This is a genomic window from Nocardia sp. PLKS1-43 (genome assembly GCF_059510335.1).
In genome coordinates this window covers 1-18,833 of sequence record NZ_JCAJZQ010000021.1, presented here as the reverse complement: position 1 = coordinate 18,833, position 18,833 = coordinate 1, and the positions used below count along the sequence as shown (strand labels likewise).

16 protein-coding genes and 4 pseudogenes are annotated in these 18,833 nt (G+C 63.2%); 7 read left to right on the top strand and 13 right to left on the bottom strand.

The genetic code is table 11. The features are described 5' to 3' along the window. Window positions 1-29: 29 nt before the first annotated feature. The 7 genes from AC5WS7_RS38970 to AC5WS7_RS38940 form a co-directional block, all read right to left on the bottom strand. Entirely contained in the window at window positions 30-725 is a 696-nt protein-coding gene (locus tag AC5WS7_RS38970; protein ID WP_495959676.1) for a sugar phosphate isomerase/epimerase family protein, read from the bottom strand. A 164-nt stretch (window positions 726-889) separates the two neighbouring features. After that, the gene (locus AC5WS7_RS38965; protein ID WP_495959675.1) at window positions 890-1,930 is read right to left on the bottom strand and encodes a Gfo/Idh/MocA family protein; all 1,041 of its coding nucleotides are present in this window, start codon (window positions 1,928-1,930) and stop codon (window positions 890-892) included. Next, window positions 1,927-3,285, bottom strand: coding sequence for an MFS transporter (locus tag AC5WS7_RS38960; protein WP_495959674.1), 1,359 nt, complete (start codon window positions 3,283-3,285; stop codon window positions 1,927-1,929). The genes AC5WS7_RS38965 and AC5WS7_RS38960 overlap by 4 nt, the downstream gene beginning before the upstream one ends. Window positions 3,286-3,331: 46 nt before the next feature. Beyond that, the gene (locus tag AC5WS7_RS38955; RefSeq protein WP_495959673.1) at window positions 3,332-4,399 is read right to left on the bottom strand and encodes a maleylacetate reductase; all 1,068 of its coding nucleotides are present in this window, start codon (window positions 4,397-4,399) and stop codon (window positions 3,332-3,334) included. Then, window positions 4,399-5,283, bottom strand: a complete 885-nt coding sequence (locus AC5WS7_RS38950) for a dioxygenase family protein (protein ID WP_495959672.1) — start codon at window positions 5,281-5,283, stop codon at window positions 4,399-4,401. The genes AC5WS7_RS38955 and AC5WS7_RS38950 overlap by 1 nt, the downstream gene beginning before the upstream one ends. Beyond that, window positions 5,280-6,116 carry a sugar phosphate isomerase/epimerase family protein gene (locus AC5WS7_RS38945; protein ID WP_495959671.1) on the bottom strand — a complete coding sequence of 279 codons (837 nt, stop codon included), beginning with the start codon at window positions 6,114-6,116 and terminating at the stop codon, window positions 5,280-5,282. The genes AC5WS7_RS38950 and AC5WS7_RS38945 overlap by 4 nt, the downstream gene beginning before the upstream one ends. Window positions 6,117-6,124: 8 nt before the next feature. Continuing rightward, window positions 6,125-6,742, bottom strand: a complete 618-nt coding sequence (locus AC5WS7_RS38940; protein WP_495959670.1) for a nuclear transport factor 2 family protein — start codon at window positions 6,740-6,742, stop codon at window positions 6,125-6,127. 148 nt (window positions 6,743-6,890) lie between these two features. Between AC5WS7_RS38940 and AC5WS7_RS38935 the strand changes: the two genes are divergently transcribed. Beyond that, window positions 6,891-7,640 carry an IclR family transcriptional regulator gene (locus tag AC5WS7_RS38935; RefSeq protein ID WP_495959669.1) on the top strand — a complete coding sequence of 250 codons (750 nt, stop codon included), beginning with the start codon at window positions 6,891-6,893 and terminating at the stop codon, window positions 7,638-7,640. Between the two features lie 214 nt (window positions 7,641-7,854). Continuing rightward, window positions 7,855-8,999, top strand: a protein-coding gene (locus tag AC5WS7_RS38930; protein ID WP_495959709.1) for an IS3 family transposase whose coding sequence is annotated in 2 segments (ribosomal slippage) — window positions 7,855-8,131 and window positions 8,131-8,999 — 1,146 coding nt in all. Because the reading frame shifts where the segments join, the coding sequence is not laid out codon by codon here. A gap of 245 nt (window positions 9,000-9,244) precedes the next feature. Here the strand turns inward: AC5WS7_RS38930 and AC5WS7_RS38925 are convergent. The 3 genes and pseudogenes from AC5WS7_RS38925 to AC5WS7_RS38915 all read right to left on the bottom strand — a co-directional run. Further along, window positions 9,245-9,442: pseudogene (locus tag AC5WS7_RS38925) on the bottom strand (IS3-like element ISAar24 family transposase); the annotation flags it as partial. Window positions 9,443-9,595: 153 nt separating this feature from the next. Beyond that, a pseudogene (locus AC5WS7_RS38920) lies at window positions 9,596-9,742 on the bottom strand (GntR family transcriptional regulator); the annotation flags it as partial. A gap of 891 nt (window positions 9,743-10,633) precedes the next feature. Next, window positions 10,634-11,233 (bottom strand): YceI family protein, encoded by a 600-nt coding sequence (locus tag AC5WS7_RS38915; RefSeq protein ID WP_495959668.1) that lies wholly within the window; start codon window positions 11,231-11,233, stop codon window positions 10,634-10,636. 1,018 nt (window positions 11,234-12,251) lie between these two features. Here AC5WS7_RS38915 and AC5WS7_RS38910 point away from each other — a divergent pair. From AC5WS7_RS38910 to AC5WS7_RS38890, 5 genes and pseudogenes are all read left to right on the top strand, one after another. Further along, on the top strand, window positions 12,252-12,851 hold the full coding sequence (locus tag AC5WS7_RS38910; protein WP_495959667.1) for a hypothetical protein: 600 nt from the start codon (window positions 12,252-12,254) through the stop codon (window positions 12,849-12,851). After that, window positions 12,848-13,201, top strand: coding sequence for an FAD-dependent monooxygenase (locus tag AC5WS7_RS38905; protein WP_495959666.1), 354 nt, complete (start codon window positions 12,848-12,850; stop codon window positions 13,199-13,201). The genes AC5WS7_RS38910 and AC5WS7_RS38905 overlap by 4 nt, the downstream gene beginning before the upstream one ends. Further along, window positions 13,155-14,287 (top strand): annotated as a pseudogene (locus AC5WS7_RS38900) (FAD-dependent monooxygenase). The gene AC5WS7_RS38905 and the pseudogene AC5WS7_RS38900 overlap by 47 nt, the downstream one beginning before the upstream one ends. A 28-nt stretch (window positions 14,288-14,315) precedes the next feature. Further along, on the top strand, window positions 14,316-14,981 hold the full coding sequence (locus AC5WS7_RS38895; protein ID WP_495959665.1) for a GntR family transcriptional regulator: 666 nt from the start codon (window positions 14,316-14,318) through the stop codon (window positions 14,979-14,981). Window positions 14,982-15,515: 534 nt separating this feature from the next. Next, window positions 15,516-16,907, top strand: a complete 1,392-nt coding sequence (locus AC5WS7_RS38890; RefSeq protein WP_495959664.1) for an IS1380 family transposase — start codon at window positions 15,516-15,518, stop codon at window positions 16,905-16,907. A 66-nt stretch (window positions 16,908-16,973) separates the two neighbouring features. On the opposite strand, the gene AC5WS7_RS38885 is transcribed toward AC5WS7_RS38890, so the two are convergent. From AC5WS7_RS38885 to AC5WS7_RS38875, 3 genes and pseudogenes are all read right to left on the bottom strand, one after another. Beyond that, entirely contained in the window at window positions 16,974-17,135 is a 162-nt protein-coding gene (locus tag AC5WS7_RS38885; RefSeq protein WP_495959663.1) for a hypothetical protein, read from the bottom strand. 34 nt (window positions 17,136-17,169) lie between these two features. Next, a pseudogene (locus tag AC5WS7_RS38880) lies at window positions 17,170-17,559 on the bottom strand (thiamine pyrophosphate-binding protein); the annotation flags it as partial. Between the two features lie 213 nt (window positions 17,560-17,772). Further along, window positions 17,773-18,833 (bottom strand): IS3 family transposase (locus tag AC5WS7_RS38875; protein WP_495959662.1); only part of this gene is annotated, 1,061 nt, incomplete at its 5' end.

The window sequence follows — 18,833 nt, the reverse complement described above, 5'->3', positions numbered from 1 at the left end:
CCTCGGCCCATCGGGATTGCTACTCCCGCTCAGCTGCTCCATCCCGCACGCTCGAGGACCTGCAGGGTGGTGAACATGACCTCCTCCGCGACGACTTCGAGGGGGAGGCGTTCGAGTGCGTCGGAAATGGGTTCCACGCTGATCGGCGGATGCGGCGCCCCCTCTTCGCGAATCGTGCGCAGGAAGCCGACAGTGTCAAGGTTTCCCCGGCCCGGGTACGTGCGCAGGTGCCGGGCTTCCCGAGCGAGTTCCACGCCGGGGCGAGCGGACACATCGGACAGTTGCACGACCGCGACGCGTTCCAGCAGACCGGCGTCGATCTGCTCGAGCCTGCCTCCCGACCGGAAGAAGTGGAGGATGTCCAGCACGATCGCCGCATTGCTGGTGCCTGCGTGCGAGACGAGCTGCTGTGCGGCTTCGACGTTCTTGATCACCGAGTACGGCATGAACTCGACCGCGATCGGGGTGTTCGGGTGGTTTCGGCACAACTCGGCGAATTCGTCGGCCGCCTTGGCGAGGTCGCCGGTGAATGCCGCGGTGTGCACGCGGTCGGGGTTCAATACACCGATCAAATCTTCCACCAGGCTGTTGACATAGCGGGTCGGACCGCCATCGCACAGACGAACGAGCTCGAATTCCGCTACCACGAGCCCCGCGTCCTCGATGCGCTTGGGCAATTCCTCCAGTGGGATTCCGCGTTCGAGTGCCGAAACACACTGGCCCACCGTAAGTCCGATGCCAGCGAAACCACTGCTGCTCCCGGCTGCGAGGATCTCAGCGAACGGACGGTCACGGAAGCAGATCCCGCCGAGTGCGAGCGGGGCGGGCTGGTTTCGGTAGGCGAAGCGCATAGTTCTCTCTTTCGTATTGAGCTATCAGATATTGAGCGTCAGATATCGATGGTCTTGCCGTCGAGAGCGGCGGTTCTGACTGCTTCGACCACTTCGAGGGTGCGGGCAGCATCCGCGACGGACACGATGGGGCGGGCCGTTCCCTCGACGACTTCGAGGAAGTGCTTCCACTGGTTCGAATACGTCTCGGTGTCCGCCGCGGGGAGTTTTTCGATCGCCATCGGCGTCTTCCAGTGCCCGGTCGCGTCGTCCGGGTAGTAATGGTGGACGAGCTGGGGCAGGGTCAACGCCCCCTGGGTACCGGTGATGAGGTGCGTGTCCACTCCTGAATGCTGGTGGAAACTCGTGTCGTCGCCGGAAACCTGGTCCCAGTTGGCAGGCGATGCAGAGCTGTCGGACACAATGAACGTGCCGAGCGCGCCGTTCGCGAATTCGGCCGTCAGCGCTGCGGTGTCCTCGACCTCGTATTTCCGTGAGCGCGTCGTCGAAATGGCTGCGACTCGGGTGATCTCGCCACAGAGAAAGCGAAGCAGATCGATATCGTGCACCAGGTTGATCAGCAGCACACCTGCGCCCTTCTGCCGGTGCCACGCCTGCTCGAAATAGGTGTCAGGTTTCCGAGTGAGAAATACGGAATTGACTGCGACGATCCGGCCGAGACGGCCATCCCGAATGAACGAATGTGCAGCGGCAACCGTTGCATTGTGGCGCCGGTGGTGCCCGACCAGGATCGGCGTCGATGCCCTTTCGGTCGCCGCTGCCAAGGTCCGGGCCTCTTCGACGGATGACGCCAACGGTTTCTCGAGCAACACCGGAATATCGCGGTCCAAACATGCCAACGCGGTTGGGACGTGCTCGCTGTTGGGGCTCGCGATGATCACGGCATCCAGACCCGGCGTGGCGAGCATATCCTCGTAGTGGCGGTGATTCGGCACGCCCAGCGAAGTGGCGAGCCGGTCGCTCAGCGGGTCGGCAACAGCGACTACCTTGGCATTGCCATCCTCACGGATGACTGACGCATGCTTGGTGCCCATCACGCCGCCACCCGTGATGCCGATGTTGAATTTCGATGTCCTCATGCGAACTCCTCGTGCACTAGTAACGGCTCGGCGACCGGTTGGGCCGCCGCGCCACGAGACTTGATCGTCACCGCCACGATCAAGACCATTGCGGGTGCCAACAAGGTCAGGAACACCTGCTGGTAGCTGAGGCCTGCGGCGACCAGCGCCGTACCAGCTGCCGCGCCTGCAATGGCGCCGAACCGTGCGATGCCGGTGGACCAACTGGTCCCGGTGGCACGGATCGACGTCGGGTAGAGATCGGCAGACAAGATCGGGAAACCGGTGGCGACGGAATTGGTGAACATTCCCAACACGAAGATCAGGAAGCCGACGATCACGACCTTCTGTGGCGCGACGGCGATCGCGACGAGCATCACGGACGCCCAGGCCATCCCGATCACCAGCGTTCGGTGCAAGCCGAACCGGTCCATCAGCCAGCCGACGGCGAAGTTGCCGACTGTGCCGCCTGCCTGGAGCAGGAGTCCGATGGTGGCGGTTGCCGTGAGAGAGAAACCAACGTCGGTCATCATGATGGGCAGCCAACTGTTCATCAGGTAAACGATGAAGAATGAGGCGACAAAGCCGATCCAGACCGAGAGAGTGCCAAGCCGGTAGCGGCGCGCAAACAGCCCGACGACAGGAACTTTGGCGACCGTGCTGGGCTCGTCGAGTGAGAAGTGAGCGCTTTCGGGAATCGGCTCGGATACGACGCGCCTCATCAGTGCGCCGAGGTCGCCCAGGCGACGTCGGCGCGCCAGAAACTTCGGCGACTCCGGCAATCCGAACCCGATGACGATGGCATAGACCAGCGGCAGGATCCCGCCCGCGACAACCGCCCATTGCCAGCTCGCGGCCTTGATGAAAATGTCGGTGAAGTGGCCGGCGATGGCGGCACCGATGGTAAAGCCGCAGTAGGTGATCGCCATCATCGTGCTACGCCGCCGCGAAGGAGCGAATTCGGACACCAGCGTTGTCGCGTTGGGCATCGCCGCGCCGAGACCGAAGCCAGTCAGCAAACGCAACACTGAGAACCCGACGACACTGGTGGTCAGCGCGGTTGCCGCATTCATCAGCCCGAAGAAGATCAGCGAAGCGATGATGACCTTCCGACGGCCGAGCCGGTCGGCGAGCGGGCCTGCAACGAGGGAACCGATTGCTAGTCCGAAAAGTCCGCTTGTCACAATCGGCCCTAGCTCGGCTTTTGTCAGACCCCAGTCCGAGATGAGCCTGGGTCCGATGTAGCTGACCATGCCGACGTCGATCCCGTCGAGAATCAGCACTCCCAAGCACAGCAACAGCACCCGCCGTTGTAGGGGCCCGACCCTGTTGCGATCGATCATCGTTTGCAGATCGAGGGTATGTTCTGCAACCATTTGTCCTCCTTTGGACGGCTGCGTCAACGTCAAGAGCGGGCTCGGGTTAGCCAGCGGTGGGTGCGGAACCCTCGAGAGCGTTGTCGAGAATGTGGCGAAGTTGGGTTTCAGTGACGTCGATCGGGTTGGCATAAGGTGCGGCGAGCGCCTGTTCGACGACGGTCGGGACACCGTCGGTCGGCATTCCCAGTTGCCGCAACGACATTTCGGCACCGAGGTCCCGGGCGAGGTGAAACAGGTGCGCGGCCGGGTCGGTAACGCCGAGTGCAGATTCCAACGCGGACTTCGCCGCCGGCGCGGCTGACAGGTTGAGCGCCAGGACATGCGGCAGCACCGCGGTGTGCGTTTCGGCATGCGGCAGGTCGAATGTGCCGCCGAGGATGTGGCAAAGCTTGTGGTGCAGTGACATCGTGGTCGACCCAAGTACGGTGCCGGCGAGCCAGGCCCCGTACAGAGCATCCGAACGGGCGCCGAGATCGGCCGGGTCGGTGGCCAAGCGAGGAAGCGCGTCCACTAGAGCACGGACTGATTCCTGCGCGAGCAGTGCGATGATAGGGGTGACGTCGGGGGCGTAGAGACCTTCGGCGGAGTGGGCCAAGGCGTTCATGCCACTCGTGACCGACAGGTGCACGGGCAGCGAAGTGGTCAGCCGCGGATCGTAGATCACGGTGACCGGAAGGACGCGGGGGTCTCGTCCCGTGGTCTTGCGCTCGGCTTCGGTGAGGCCCCACACCGCGGTCATCTCAGAGCCCGCATACGTGGTCGGAACGGCCACGATCGGTAGCCCTGTTTCCTTCGCGACGGCCTTCGCCAGCCCGATCGAGGAGCCACCGCCGATCGCGAGGCACCCATCGGCGTCAAGCGCCCGTGCACGTGCCACCGCCGTCGACGCGACGCCGACGGGGACGTGCATAGTGGCATGCGGGTGAAGCTCCTCGATACGACCGACGAGTGGCTCGATGAGCTGGGCCGCTAGGTCGGCCTGTGCGGGCGTACAGACCACGAGCAGGCGCCGCAGGCCGAGTCTCTCGATCTCGGGAAGCAGGCTGTCCGCCGCCTCCGGCCCGAAGACGACCCGGCCCGGGCGAGTCTCGTGTACGAATTCGCGTGCCATTACAACTCCTTCGTCTGAACAGGATCGAGTACAACGTCGAACTCGATCAGCCGGAAGGGATTGTCGACCTGGTACTGCGCGGCGCGAATCCGATCGTCGACCACAGTGACCGGCCGGACGAGTGATTCCTTAACGCCGAACACCGTGTCGGAGTCCAGATATGGGCTGCCTTCGACGAAAACGTGGGTCGTCAGTGAGGCGTGCCCTGGAGCTTCGACGATGACGTGGATATGCGCGGGCCGGTTGGGGTGCCGTTCGGTGGCTGTGAGCAGCTGCCCGACCGGGCCGTCGTCCGGGATCGGATAGTAGCGTGGCACCACCGTCCGCAGCCAGAAGCCTCCCTGGTCGTCGGCCGTGAACAGCCCACGGAGGTTCCGTTCGGGTTGATGGTCCGGTTGCTGGACATCGTAGTAGCCGGCACCGTTGGCCTGCCAAACGTCGATTGTCGCGCCAGCCACGGGTTTCCCGTCCGACGAGTGGACCTGCCCGGCGAACACGCAGGGTTCGCCGTTGCCATCCAGGGAGATGTTCGCACCGAGCTCCCGGGGGGGTGAGTCGACCATGTGGAACGGTCCGAGCACAGTGGTGTCGGTCGCCTCGGCCGACCGCCGGTTGTTGATCGCGTCCACGAGCATCGACACGCCGAGAACGTCCGACAACAGCACGAATTCCTGGCGGGTGTCGTCACACATGTGGCCGACCGCAGTGAGGAAGTCGACGCCCTGCTGCCACTCGGTATGCGTGGGCTCCACATCCTTGACGAACGCATGCAGATGCGCGACCAGGCTGGACAGGATCACCTTGACACGCTCGTCCGGAGTGTTTCGCAAACTCTCCACCACGACGCGTACCGAGTCGGCCTCGCTGAAACCATTGCCGCTCATGACTTGCTCTTTGCAGCGCCGCAGCTCGTGCGAAAAGGACTGTCGAGCCACCCTGCCTCGGCGAGGACCCGGTTCCCTGCAGCGACAGCCGCTGTGGCGATTTGGTGCGGCGGCTGCGCGTCGAGCGCGTCGGAGAAGACCTCGACCGATACAGGGCAGCTGACGCCGTGCGCCATCAGCCCGGCCACCAAGTCGACCGTTGCGGTACCGGGCAGCTCGCGGTGGTGACGTGCTTCGTAACGCAGGTCGGGTAGCGGTTGATCCCGCGCCTCGCACAGCTGAAGCGAGGTGATGCGGTCCGGTGGAATGCCCTCGAGATCGCCGAAGGTCGCAGACGAGCGCCGCCAGTGCCAGATATCCAGGAGAATCCCGCCGTTGTCTCGGTCCGCTGTCCGGACGATCTCCCACGCCTGATGTAGCGTCCGGATAAACGTAAACGGCAAAAACTCCAGCCCCACCAGGAGCCCATGACCGGCAGCGCGATCGCAGAGTCGGCCGAACGCGTCGGCGAGCGTCGCCGTGTCGTGCTGGGCGAACATCGAGACGTTGAGCTGCCGGACTCCGATGGTATCGGCGAACCGGAATATCTCCTGTTCGTCCGGGGATGGCGTTGCGGCGACCCAGTCCCAGGAATGTTCGATTTCCAGGACGCGCAGATCGTGCTCCTCGAGCCGGGCGCACAACACGGCATCCGCGAGGCCGCCGTGCCGGTAGTCATCGAGGCGTAACCCCAGCCCAGCGAAGCCTGCAGTCGAGGCAGCCTCGATCCGGGTTGGCAGGTCCGCGGCTCGCAGCGTGCTGGAGCTGCAGGTCAGCGTGAATATCGTGCTCATATCGGTCCTCAGTGCGGGTCGCCGGGGGTTTCCGCGCCGGCCAACCATTTCTCGCCTTCGTCGTACAGGCGCTCTACGGCATCCCCGGTCAGACCAGGCAGACCGGTCTTGACCGTGAAACCGGCCTTGGTCTGCAGGTAACCGAGATGGCGATAGCCGACTGGAAACCGGCCGAGTAGTTCGGGGTCGAGCGCCAGCCGGGCAGACGGGTCGACGACGTCGAGCCGGTCCTTCTCGTAGATGGGTTGTCGGCGCACGATCTTCCAGCTGTCGTCGAGGCGGGCGCAAAAGTCGTAGAAGCGCCCGGTGCACACGACGTCGACCGCGACTCCGTCGACCGCCGCGCGCTGGTTGATTGTCATCTTCGTCTGAGCGATCGCATGGTCACCGGAGATATCCGAGCTGTGCCCGCCAAGGAAATGCAGGATGCTCACACCGCTCTCGAATCCTTCACGGCTCACGGCGATGAACTCCGCAGCGGGGCCCTGGAACCAGGTCGCGGTCATCCAACCATCCGCAGGGTGCCACACAGTGGCAAACCGGTCCCAGTCCCCGGCGTCTCGCCAGAGCGCCCAGTTCTCGACCAGCTCGCGAAGGGCAAGTCTGTCGTCACGACTTCCTGACACCACAGAACCTCCTTGTTACTGTCCGCCTGGATTTTCCCATTTGGCATTGGGCGGACTGCGCACTTGCGACGACGGCAATGATGGGCTGCCGCAGAGACAGCGGCAATCATTCGTTGCCGCCCAGTGGCAATCTTGCTAACTTGGCGCAATGGCAGGACATACGAAGGCTCCGGGGCAATCCGTCTCCCGCAGGTTGTTGACGGTTATCGACTGTTTCGACGTCGCGCATCCGGTGCTGTCGCTGACGGAGATCGCTGCGCGCAGCGACCTTCCGATCTCCACCGCGCGACGACTCATCGGCGAGCTGCGTGCCTGGGGTGGACTGGAACGCCTCGACGACGGTCGCTACAGGATCGGCATGCGGTTGTGGACCGTCGGCTCGCTCGCTCCACGGCAGCGCGACCTGCGCGAGGCCGCACTGCCGTACATGCACGACCTGTACCAAGCGACACAGGAGAACATCCAACTCACCGTGCTCGAAGGCACGCACGCGCTGTGTATCGAAAAGATCGCCAGCAACAAGGCCGTGCCAACGAAGACGCATGTTGGCGGACACCTCCCCCTGCACGCCACCGGAGTCGGCAAGGCGCTGATCGCTTTCTCCGGAAAGGAAGTCTTCAGCTCCGTTGTGGACACCCAGCTGCCCAGGATGACCCCGTACACGATCACCGAGCCCGGCCGTCTTGCCGCGGCACTGGCCGAGGTCCGCAAGTCCGGAACCGCTTTCTCCTACGAGGAGATGTCCTTAGGCGCGGTGTCCGTGGCGGCACCGATCCTCAGGATCAATGGCACGGTCCGCGCCGCGCTGGGAATCGTTGCTCATTCCCAGACCGCCATCGACAAGCTGGCTCCCGCAGTGCGGACCGCGGCACTGGGAATCGCCCGCTCGGCGTACTGAGGTGGATTCAGTGGGCCTGGTTCTCAGTGGGCGCAATGTTGCCGATGAGCGGGCTTGTACAGTCAGCTTGTTTACCGGCGACGCAAAACCGTTGCAGGGCATCAAAAATCATCTCTGGACCGTTATCCATCTGGGCTGTCCCCCATAGATGAGACCACTCGGTATTAGAGTCCTTGTTTGGCCTGGTGAGGGCCGAGAAGGGACACTGAGGGACATGGCAGGACGCAAGCGGCATTCCGCGGAGGACATCGTGCGGAAGCTGCGCCGTGCCGACGAGTTGACCGCCGCCGGTAAGACCGGCGAAGAGGTAGCCGCCGAGATCGGAGTGTCGACGGCGACGTTGTACAACTGGCGCCGCCAGTACGGTGGCGTGGACACCGAGGCGGCCAAGGAGCTCAAGGAGTTGCGCGAGCAGAACGCCCGGTTGAAGCGGCTGCTGGCGGATGCGGAGCTGGAGAAGGACGCGCTGCGGGAGATCGCGCGGGGAAAATTCTGAGCCCGACGACCAAACGCCGCGCTGTGGACATGCTGCGTGAGGTGAAGAGCATGTCGGAACGGTTCGCGTGCAAGGTTGTTGGGCTGAATCGGTCGACGTATCGGCGGCTGCCAATCAAGGACACCCCGACCGATCCGGACGCCGGTTTGCGGGTTTGGCTGCGCTCGTATGCGGTGAAGAATCAGGGGCACGGGTTCCGTCGCGCCTGGGCTGCCCTGCGGTTCGACGAGGGCGCAGGGGTCAACATCAAGAAGGTTCACCGTCTCTGGCGCGAGGAGGGCCTGCAGGTCCGCGAACACCATCCCCGCAAACGAGCCGGGGTCTCCTCGGTCCCGCCGCTCGAGGCTGATGCGCCGAAGGTGGTGTGGGCGTTGGATTTCCAGTTCGACTCCACTACCGACGGTCGGGCGGTGAAGATCGCGTCGATGATCGACGAACACACCCGCGAATCCCTGCTGCACCTCGTGGAACGGTCGATCACCGCCGATCGGCTCGTCGCCGAGCTGGAGAAGGTGTTCGCCGCGGCCGGCGGCCCACCGAGGGTGCTACGGATGGACAACGGTCCGGAGATGATTTCCACTGCCCTGCAACAGTTTTGCGCTGACAGGGTCGGTATTTCCTATATTCCGCCGGGCACGCCCTGGAACAACGGCTTCGTCGAATCGTTCAACCGGCGGCTGCGGACCGAGTGCCTCAACCGCAACCACTGGACCACTCTGCTCGAAGCCCGGGTGGTGATCGGCGATTTCAAGACCGACCACAATCGGCGGCACCGGCATTCGGCCCTGGGTTACCGCACGCCGGCCGAGTACGCTGCGGCCTGCACCCACACCCATCATCCGATGGCCTGCGGGACCAACTGAACACGGAACGAAATCACCTGGCTCTACTCCCGGGTGGTCTCGTCAGCGGGGACCGCTCACATCCGCAGCACCCTCGATGAGCTGCCAGCGGCGGCGAATACCTTCTCCAGCTCCGCGACGAGCAGGTCGGCGGTGATCAACCGTTCCACCACGTGCGGTAGCGATTCGCGAGCATGTTCGTCGATCATCGACGCGATCTTCATCGCCCGAACGAGCCAGGGCCTGCTCGGTGCCTGCTCGGTGCATATGTAGTCGAAGATCGCGTTCGCGAGTTCGAGGCGGGTCTTCCATTTCTTGCGGTCGAGTAGTTCGATCTGCATCAAGTACCAGAACGATTCCATCATCGCGTTGTCCAGACCATCACCGACTGTTCCGAACGAGGGCAGCAAGCCAGCCGATCGGATCTTCTCACCGAAAACTCACGAGGTGAACTGGGTTCCGTGCGCGGTCATACTGCCATTCAGCGAACGCAGGTATTCCAGAGTTTCATCATCCGGCCAAGTGACAGTACGCAGCAGTTCGTTCTCCAAAACATCGAGCATGAAATGAATCTGGGCAAACTCCGCACGGGACCGGCGAGCGACGACAAACCCCTGCCCGCCCCTATCGAGCAGACCCTGATTCGTCAGAATCAGCAGCGACTCCCGCAGCGGCACGCGGCTGATACCCAACTCGGCCGCCAGCTTCTCCTGGCGCAACTGTTCGTTCGGTAGCAGCTCACCCCGGAGGATACGCTGCTCGATGACGGCGATAGCCCGTGCCGGTCTCGTTCACCTGGTCTTCTGCTGCTCCCACGTAGGCATACTAATTGACGCTCAGTTCGACGGCCCACAATCGGCCGGCCCGCGCATAGGCCGTCGGCCCGAGTACACGTTCTCACCGCTGGTGGCAACTCCAACAGCCACTGAACCTCCACGGCGACCACAGAAGAACCTCACCGACCTTCCCCGGCCATGTCCTGTCGACGATTTTGATCTCCACGAACGGCACCGAACCACCGCACGAGTTCAGCACCTGCAGTGAAACCTGGGCAGGAACAGCACGTCCCCCCTCCCCCGGGGGGAGCCACAGAAAGTGGAAGCTCCACGCCGAGCTGCAGCGGACATTCGACACCCAACCGACGGGGGTTGGAACTGTAAGCGATCGCGGGAGTCAGCACATCCTTGTTATGAAATGGCGCTCCGATGATTTGGAGAATAAGAGGCATACCGATGGCGGCATGCCGTCGGCGTGACAAGCAGGGTCAGTCAACGAGAATTGTGTCTCATTACAGGCCTGCATCGTGCGCCCCTCCCCCGGGGCGCCGCCGGTCGCAACATCCACCCAGACCGCCGCCGCCGTCGGCACGCGGGCACGTCGCTGTATATCAAACCGGCTTTTGCGCTGTCGGTCATGGCCCAAGGAACAATTGTTCGCACGGCAGACGCGACAACAGCCGGAGATCGCCAACCGCGCCGTGTAACAATTCTATTGTGCACCAATGCATTCGCCCCCAATCGTGAATCAAGTGGCGTACCGCCGATACGGCGGCCACGTAGTCGAAGACCACGCCCGCCAGCCAGATCCGCACAGCGACATCGCCCTCGGACGGAAGCCAACCGTCGGTTTTCATGGCAGTTTGCCTTGCATCAGCATTACAGTGCCGCACCTTCCCGAAGGTGCACTAGCTGGAATCCGACTTGCGGGCGGCGACGATGAATTTCAAGGTGGACTCGTCGCGAGACCCCCGCTAGCGGAGGAAACATCGGGTAGACCGTGGGATCGCCTGTCGTTCCCGCCCTGATGTGAAGCCCTTCGTCATCGACCTTCATCGATTGCAGGTCCAGTTGCACCGGCGCTGTGACTTCACGGACCGTGACCTCGCAGATAGCTCGCCGTTCAGCGAGATCCGCAGTGTTCGCCGCTACCGCGATAGTAGGGTCTTTGGTCGTGTGGACGTAGTGCGGTGACCTCAAATGCCAGTCACGCAGCCGGAGGCCAGTGGTGATCCGGTTGGCCGCGAGCAGACCCCTTCCGCTGAGACGGCTGTCGGCGACCTCGCTCGTTCCGGCGCCCACCGGAACGTGGCCGCGGACCCATTTCAAACCGAAGGCCTTGGCGCGGAAGACAACAACCGAATCGGCAGCGTCGGTGATGTAGGCATCCTCCGGGAACGACACCGCGGAGAAATCGGAAGACGCTAACCGAGAGTTGAGCACCGGGAACTCCTCACTTAGATGGAGTGAATGATCCATATCGCACCATCTTGAAATATATTATAACAGGAGTCTGTGGGCAGGGTTCGATCTCACCCGAACAGTGCTTCGACCTGGGCGTCGAGGTCGCGGGCGATGATCTACACCTGCGACTTGGACAGGCCCCTGATACCCAGGGGCTCCATTGGCTCCCCCATCCGCCACGCCGACACGCCCAGCAGATATCACGTCGCCACCACGACTCCGGCGGGCCACACTCGTCATTCCCGTTGGTGTCCAGGCGATCTGGGCGTAGGGCCGCCACGCCGCACACGGCACGCGCACACCGCGAGCGACCTCGGCGAGATCTGGGTCGTCGCGCAACAACTCGCCTCGAGTACGGAAGGATTTCGCCGCAGCGACCTCGCGGCATGCACGGTCGAACGACTCGTCCATTTGCGTCCGGAAAGGCAATCCGACGTCGTCGCATACGACGACGTCCCGCTCAAAGCGCTCCTACTCGCCGCCCCTGACGCCGCGACCCATTTCGCCCCTCGCGTCCTGGTCAGCTCACTGCCAACGACTCGCGGATGGCAGATTTACGATCCCCTCTGCGCAGATACCTCGATCTGGACCACAGCCTCGTCAAAGTCGCTCCCGCAGAGCGTCTTGTCGACGCTGACCCCCAAGGCCTATGGCGGCCTGGAGTTCGGTTTGGACGTCGCGGCCGATGTCGTCCGCACGCTCAGCGCCCATGCCCCTCGACCGGCTGGGTCACATCGTTCTATATCGGGGCGGCGTGGCGGCTGAACATTTTCACCGAACAGGCGCAACGAGAAGTCTTCGAAAGCAAACCGTACACCCTGACCGCAGGAACGGCCGTCCCTCTCGGGCGGGTGGAGAAGGTCGACGGTGGCTACCGAATCACGGGCCAGACCGCGTGGAACTCCGGATCGATGCACGCTGAGTGGTTCACCTGTGCGGGCCTGTCCTTCGGGGCGGCGACGCGCCAGCACCGCTGTGGTTTCTCGTTCCCCGACAGGACGTCAAGGTTCTCGACACCTGGTACATCTCCGGCATGTCGGGCACAGGTAGCAGCGATGTCAGCGTGGAGAACGTCTTCGTCCCCGAGTACCGAACCGGACCATTCGACCTTGCTCTGGCCGGCGCGGCACCTGGGATGCTGCTGCACGAGAACCCGATGTACCACCTGCCATTCCTGCCGTTCGCGATGGCCGAGGTAACGCCTGTCGTTGTCGGTGCGCTGCGCGGTGCGGCCGACGCCTTCGTCGAACGCATCCGGCAACAGCACGGAACTCTCAGCCAGGAGAAGGCCTCCGGCAAACAGGCCGCACAGATGCGACTGGGCCGCGCGCTCGGCGCCGCCGATGCCTCCGAGACCATCCTCCACGCCTACTTCGAGCGGCTCGTCGCGCGACGACCCGAACAGGCGTACCTCAGCGCGGTTGCAGCGATGCGGCACGTGATCCTCGAAAAGCGGTCCGACGAAAACGTGACCGCGATGCGTGTCGAGGTCACTCACTGCATGCGCTCCGGTACCGAATTCACCCTGCCCGCAGTGACCCGTACCCGGGTCGAGAGCGGTGAGGTGACCGAATACCTGATCTTCATGGATCCCAGCCCCGTCACCGCAGCCACTTCGAATGGAGCATCGTGAATCACCAAGGGAACCACCCGGCGAAGCCCGGTGCCACCCCGGGGCCGGACCGCCCCGACACCAAGATCGACACGTCGTATCGGCGATCTGTGTTGATTTCCGGGAGCGCGGGCCCGGTGGGCATGATCCTCGCGCTCGAGCTCAGTCTTCACGGGGTACGGAGCACGCTCCTGGAACAAGCGCCGCACACGATTCGATTCCCGAAAATGGACCTAACGAACGCGCGCAGTGTGGAATTACTCGACCGACGCGGTTTGGTCGAGCAGATCCGAGCGGCCGGCGTCGCGGCGAAGCACTCCCACGATGTCGTCTCGTGCACCTCGATGGCCGGTCCCGAAGTCGGCCGCTGAAAGTACCCCAGCGTCGATGAGATGTCGAGCTGGATCGCCTCGAAGAACGACGGGACCACATCGGCCGCAGGCCTGGCAACGCGTCACACAGATCGAGGTCGAGAAACTGCTCATGCGCCGCTGCCTCGCAGACGCGAACATCGAGGTTCTGCGACCGTGGCGAGTCAGCACAGTCACCCAGAGTTCAGAGGGCGTCGATGTCCCGATCGTCTCGCCGAACGGCGGGATAGACCACTCGATTCACGCGGATTATCTGGTCGGCTGCGATGGAGCCGGATCGGTGGTCCGGCGGGCGATGGGCCTGAGTATGGAGAGTGAACGTGGTGTGATCACCTTCTGCCAGGTTCACTTCAAATCCCGTGATCTCGCCACCTTGCACACCCACGGGCAGTTCTGGCACACCTTCTTCGTCGGTGGTGGAGTCGGGGCGATCATTGCCCAGGACGAGCGCAACACGTGGACCCTGCAAACCACCGCGATCACCGACGGCGTACGAACCGAAGATATTGATAAACAGCAGCTATTGGATACCGTCTGCGGGCGGCATCTGCATGTCGAGGAGGTCCTGCAGAGCAGCGTGTGGCACGCGAATGGACTCATTGCCGATCACTATCGGTCGGGCCGCCTGTTCGTCGCCGGCGACGCCGCACATGAGGTGATCCCCACCGGCGGATACGGCCTGAACACAGGCATTCAGACGCGGTGAACCTAGGCTGGAAACTGGCCGCCGCGGTCAACGGTTTCGCCGGCGATCAGTTGCTCGAGAGCTACGAAGCCGAAAGACGACAGGTCGCCGTCATGGCACAAGACTGGTCGTTCCGGCATCTGAACGGTCACGTCTGCGCCCGCGCCCGAAGTCAGCGGGACAACGCAAGGCGGGGCATATATCGACGACGACTGCACGGGATGGGCCATCACCTCGACCGAGGTACGATATTTGTGATAACACACGCTTTCGGCTGTAGCCTGCGCGTGTCCGGCGTATCGGCCACGCCGGTAACAACGGCAGACCAAGGGGACTGCCATGAGAGTGGTGCTATAACAGAGTATCGACGCTTGCGGAAGTCGACGGAAGACGGAGTGTGATGTGACTAGGTCAAGCCAAGAGAACTTCGTGCGGACGTTGGTGCCGACATCGGTTGTCGACCAGGTTGCGAAAGAGATTCGCCGCTCCATCCTCGCTGGTGAGTTGAGGCCTGGCCAGACATTCTCCTTGCGCGAGATCGCAGGACAGCTGGGAGTCAGCTTCATCCCGGTCCGTGAAGCCCTTCGGCAGTTGGAGGCGCAGGGGCTGATCGTGACCCGACCGGGCCGGAGCGCGCAGGTGGCTAGCCTCGATCAGGAGGACCTGCACGGAATCTACCGGCTGCGCCGGCAGATCGAACCGGAAATCGCCAGCCGTTCGTGCCAGCTGTTGCGGGCCTCTGACTTTCAGCGACTCAAAGCCTATGTTTCGATGTTCGGTGATGAAGACTTGGGCATCGACGAGATATACGATGCTCACCACACCTTCCACCTTGAGCTCTTGCAGCCGGCCGCCACGGTGTGGGACCTGCGAATCCTCGAAGGGCTATGGCATGCGGGTGAACGGTATGTCCGGCTTGCCTTTTTGGGGCTCGACATGCAACCGGAGGAGCACAGACGTCGAAAACTCGTTCACTCGGCGCTGCTCGATGTGTTCCGTAACGGAAGTCCTGACCAGGTCGCGCAAGGTGTGCTCGAACACCTCGACGAGAACGAGAAAATCGCGCTGCGGGGCTTGGAATCGGTTGTCGAATGACCGTTCCGCCTGTCCGGTTCGCAGACGATGGAACTACATGCAGTACTCCTGTTACCGGTCCATCGCGTAGTGGATCCCCCTTCGCAGCCGCTTCGTCATCTTCGAAGGAGGGGACGAATCCTCTTACTGCTCGTCGGTCAGCTCGGAAGCTGTAACGCCGTTCGTGCACAGCATGTTTCGTGCCGTGACCGAACCGGCAGGCCACACACCCGCAACCATTGGCGGCGGTTTCGCTGCCAACATCCGCAACGCAGGAGTACAACGACATACGGGACCTTTTGGGACGTCAGGTGATTCGAGAACTCCTGTTGCTACCAGGAGGTCCCACCGATCCCGCCCCGACACGCGGACCATCCAGCTATCCCAGCGCAAGCCCCCTACACATCAGCGATCAGTTTGTAGACGGGCACTTAGCCTCGATCCACCGATGGGTTTGTGCTCGCGGATGGGTTTTGAATGAGAAAAGTGCCCTTCGAGCTGGGATGATCGCTGTTGTCTAGGCAGTGATCGGTCCGGTTCGGAAGGGCACTTCGAGTGCAAGTTTCGCATAGGTTCGCCGTGGAGTCAGCGGTGTTCGATGATCAGAGTCTGGTGCCGCTGGCTGGTCTGGTGCCGGTGATGCGTCTGGCCGAGCAAACCGGACTGGGTGAGTTGCTGACGGAGAAGGTGGTGATCGCGCAGCCTCGGATCCGCTCGGGGGCGGCGAATGCAGGTCCGAAACTGGCGACCCTGGTGGCCGGGATGTGTGCCGGTGCGGACAGTATCGACGATATCGATGTGCTGCGCAGCGGCGGTATGAACGCGGTGTTCGATCGCGTGTATGCGCCCTCCACGGTCGGAACCCTGTTGCGGGAGTTCAGTTTCGGGCATGCCCGTCAGCTCGAATCGGTGCTGCGTGTGCACTTGTCCCGGTTGTGTGAGCGAGTCGATCTGCTGCCCGGTGCCGGCCAGCGGGCGTTTGTCGATATCGATTCGCTGTTGCGGCCGGTGTATGGGTATGCCAAGCAGGGCGCGTCCTACGGGTTCACCAAGATTGCGGGCAAACAGGTTCTGCGCAAAGGGCTTTCACCGTTGGCGACAACGATCAGTACTGACTTGGCCGCACCAGTGATTTCGGGAATGCGGTTGCGCGCCGGGAAGGCCGGCTCCGCTAAAGGGGCCGGTCGGATGGTGGCCCAAGCCATCACGACCGCCCGTGCCGCTAGGGTGAGCGGTGAGATCCTGGTCCGCGGTGATTCCGCTTACGGTGGCCGTGGAGTGATCCGCGTGTGCCATCGCTTCGGCGCCCGGTTCTCGCTGGTACTGACGAAAAACCGGGCCGTGCAGCGGGCGATCGCGTCGATCCCCGCCGATGCGTGGACGCCGGTGAAATATCCAGGCGCAGTGTGCGATCCGGACACCGGCGAGTGGATCTCCGACGCCGAGGTCGCAGAAATCCCCTATACCGCTTTCGCTTCGAAAACCGACTCGGTCACCGCCCGGCTGATCGTGCGCCGGGTCAAAGACGCCGCCCGCCAGGACGAACTGTTCCCGGTCTGGCGGTATCACCCCTTCTTCACCGACTCGACCGAACCCGCAGTTGATGCCGACCTCACCCACCGCCGCCACGCCGTGATCGAGACGGTGTTCGCCGACATGATCGACGGCCCCCTGGCGCACATGCCGTCCGGGCGCTTCGGCGCGAACTCCGCCTGGGTGTTGTGCGCAGCGATCGCGCACAACCTGCTGCGCGCCGCCGGCGCACTCGCTGACCCGCGACTGGGCAGAGCACGCGGAACAACGTTGCGCCGCAAGATCATCGCTATTCCCGCTCGTTTCACCCGACCGCAGCGAAGACCGATTCTACACCTCCCCGCTCACTGGCCCTGGGCCGCGGCCTGGCGGCAGCTGTGGCATGCCACCACCGCCACACGCTCGACCGCCTGAACACCACAAACCGCCCCTACGACCAGGAACAACAGTGGAAAGGCTGGGCAGACCAGCAGCTACCCGTCACCCAAAACCCAATCGTCCGCACACGCCACAGGCGCGCGGACAACTCAGGATCACATCGGTGGATCGAGGCTTAGGCGCCATGATCTGATAGTTGCTGGCGCCGGCCGCGATCATCGGCCACACCAAGGCGTCGTCGCCGACGATGAAGTCGATCACCACCGTCGGTTGTTGATCGCGCGCCTCGGCGATGATGGGGCATTGTGATGCAGCAGATATCAGCTTCCTGGAACGCGCCGGTGCCGGTCAGTCCGCCGCTTACCTGACCGGTGATCGCACCGACCCGCCCCGCGCCGAGTCCATGTGCGCGTCTGCAAGCGGGATCACCAACTTGGTGACCCCGGGCCCGGAGGTTGCCATAAACACGCCAACCTGCCGGTCACTTGAGCGTAGCCGGTGGCAACGTATCCAGCACCCTGGTCATGACGCACCAGGACATGTTGGATCGATCGCGAATCCATAAGACGGACAGGATTGCATCGTCTGGAACGCCGAAAACGACATCGACGGCCAACGCTTCCAGCCTCCACACCGCTGTTTGCGCTTCTGTGAGCGTCACAGCGTGTTCGTAGACTCGATCGCTGATACCGGTCTGCCCGAAATCATGTGCGGGAAGCCGTTGTCCACAACCATATTTCGCGGAGATAGGCTCACGAGCCTATTCCTGGAGTCGGTCCCAAGTTCATCAAGCGACTGAGTGTTCGGAGCACCCGAAGCATTCGCACAGCTGAAAGAGCCGAGATAAAGCACACCTTTGCCGATGCTTTCTGTCAATCCCCTCGAAGTGTGGAGGGTTCGTTTATGCGGCCTCGTCTCGTGACCAGGTCGCGGCGGCCTCCGCTCGGACGGTGGCCATGTGGGTTTCGTAGTCGACCGGTGCCATTCCGCCGCAGAGCGAGTGTCGCCGGGTCGGGTTGTAGAACCCGGTGATCCAGGTGACGATCTTCAGTCTCGCTTCGGCGCGGGTGCGGAACCGATGCCGGTGCACGAATTCGACTTTCAGCGTGGAGTTGAACGCCTCGGCGGGACTGTTATCCAGGGCCGATCCCACCCGGCCCATGGACTGCACCACGCCGGCGGTCTTGCAGAGCCGGTTGAACGCCGCGGCGGTGTACTCGCTGCCCCTGTCGGAGTGAAAGATCACTCCCTCGAGATTGCCACCGCGAGTGGCAACAGCCATTCGCAGTGCGGCACAGGTCAATTCAGCGTCGTGGTGGGCGCTGGTGGCGTAGCCGAGCAACCGGCCGGAGAACCGTTCCTCCACCGCCGCGAGATACAGTTTTCCCTCCTCGGTCGGTATTTCGGTGACATCGCCGCACCACAACACGTCCGGGGCGACCGCGGTGAACTGACGGCGCACCAGGTCCGGTGCCACCGGCCGTTTCCCGAGCTTGGTGCAGCCACGTCTATGTTTGACTTTCCTTGCGGCCCAGTTGTTTTCGGCCATGATCGCGGCGACGGTGTTGTCGGACACCTGCCAACCCTGCTCGCGCAGCTCGTCACCGATACGGGGGCTGCCATAGGTGGCACCGGAGTCTTCGAACACCACCCGGATCGCCTCGGTCAACTGCTCGCGCCGCCGGCGCCGCGGCGTGGGCGGTCGGTCGTGCCATTTATAGAACCACGACTCGCTCACCCCCAAGGCGCGGCAGCAAACGGCGTGCGGGACACCGTGCTCGGTCCTCTGGGAGGCGATGAACCGGGCCACGCTCACTTGGTCGCCTCCTTCACCCACAGGACCACTGATCGCTCGAGCACGTCGCGCTCCATCGCGATCTCGGCGTTCTCGCGCCGCAGCCGCAGCAACTCCTCGCGTTCGGACTCGTTCAGCCGGCCACCATCGGCACCGGCGTGGCGTTG

Bases quoted from the DNA above. Each gene is read 5' to 3' on its own strand.
- AC5WS7_RS38915 (WP_495959668.1), bottom strand. From the start codon at position 11,233: ATGGATCATTCACTCCATCTAAGTGAGGAGTTCCCGGTGCTCAACTCT.
- AC5WS7_RS38965 (WP_495959675.1), bottom strand. From the start codon at position 1,930: ATGAGGACATCGAAATTCAACATCGGCATCACGGGTGGCGGCGTGATG.
- AC5WS7_RS38955 (WP_495959673.1), bottom strand. From the start codon at position 4,399: ATGGCACGCGAATTCGTACACGAGACTCGCCCGGGCCGGGTCGTCTTC.
- AC5WS7_RS38945 (WP_495959671.1), bottom strand. From the start codon at position 6,116: ATGAGCACGATATTCACGCTGACCTGCAGCTCCAGCACGCTGCGAGCC.
- AC5WS7_RS38960 (WP_495959674.1), bottom strand. From the start codon at position 3,285: ATGGTTGCAGAACATACCCTCGATCTGCAAACGATGATCGATCGCAAC.
- AC5WS7_RS38950 (WP_495959672.1), bottom strand. From the start codon at position 5,283: ATGAGCGGCAATGGTTTCAGCGAGGCCGACTCGGTACGCGTCGTGGTG.
- AC5WS7_RS38935 (WP_495959669.1), top strand. From the start codon at position 6,891: ATGGCAGGACATACGAAGGCTCCGGGGCAATCCGTCTCCCGCAGGTTG.
- AC5WS7_RS38910 (WP_495959667.1), top strand. From the start codon at position 12,252: ATGTCGGGCACAGGTAGCAGCGATGTCAGCGTGGAGAACGTCTTCGTC.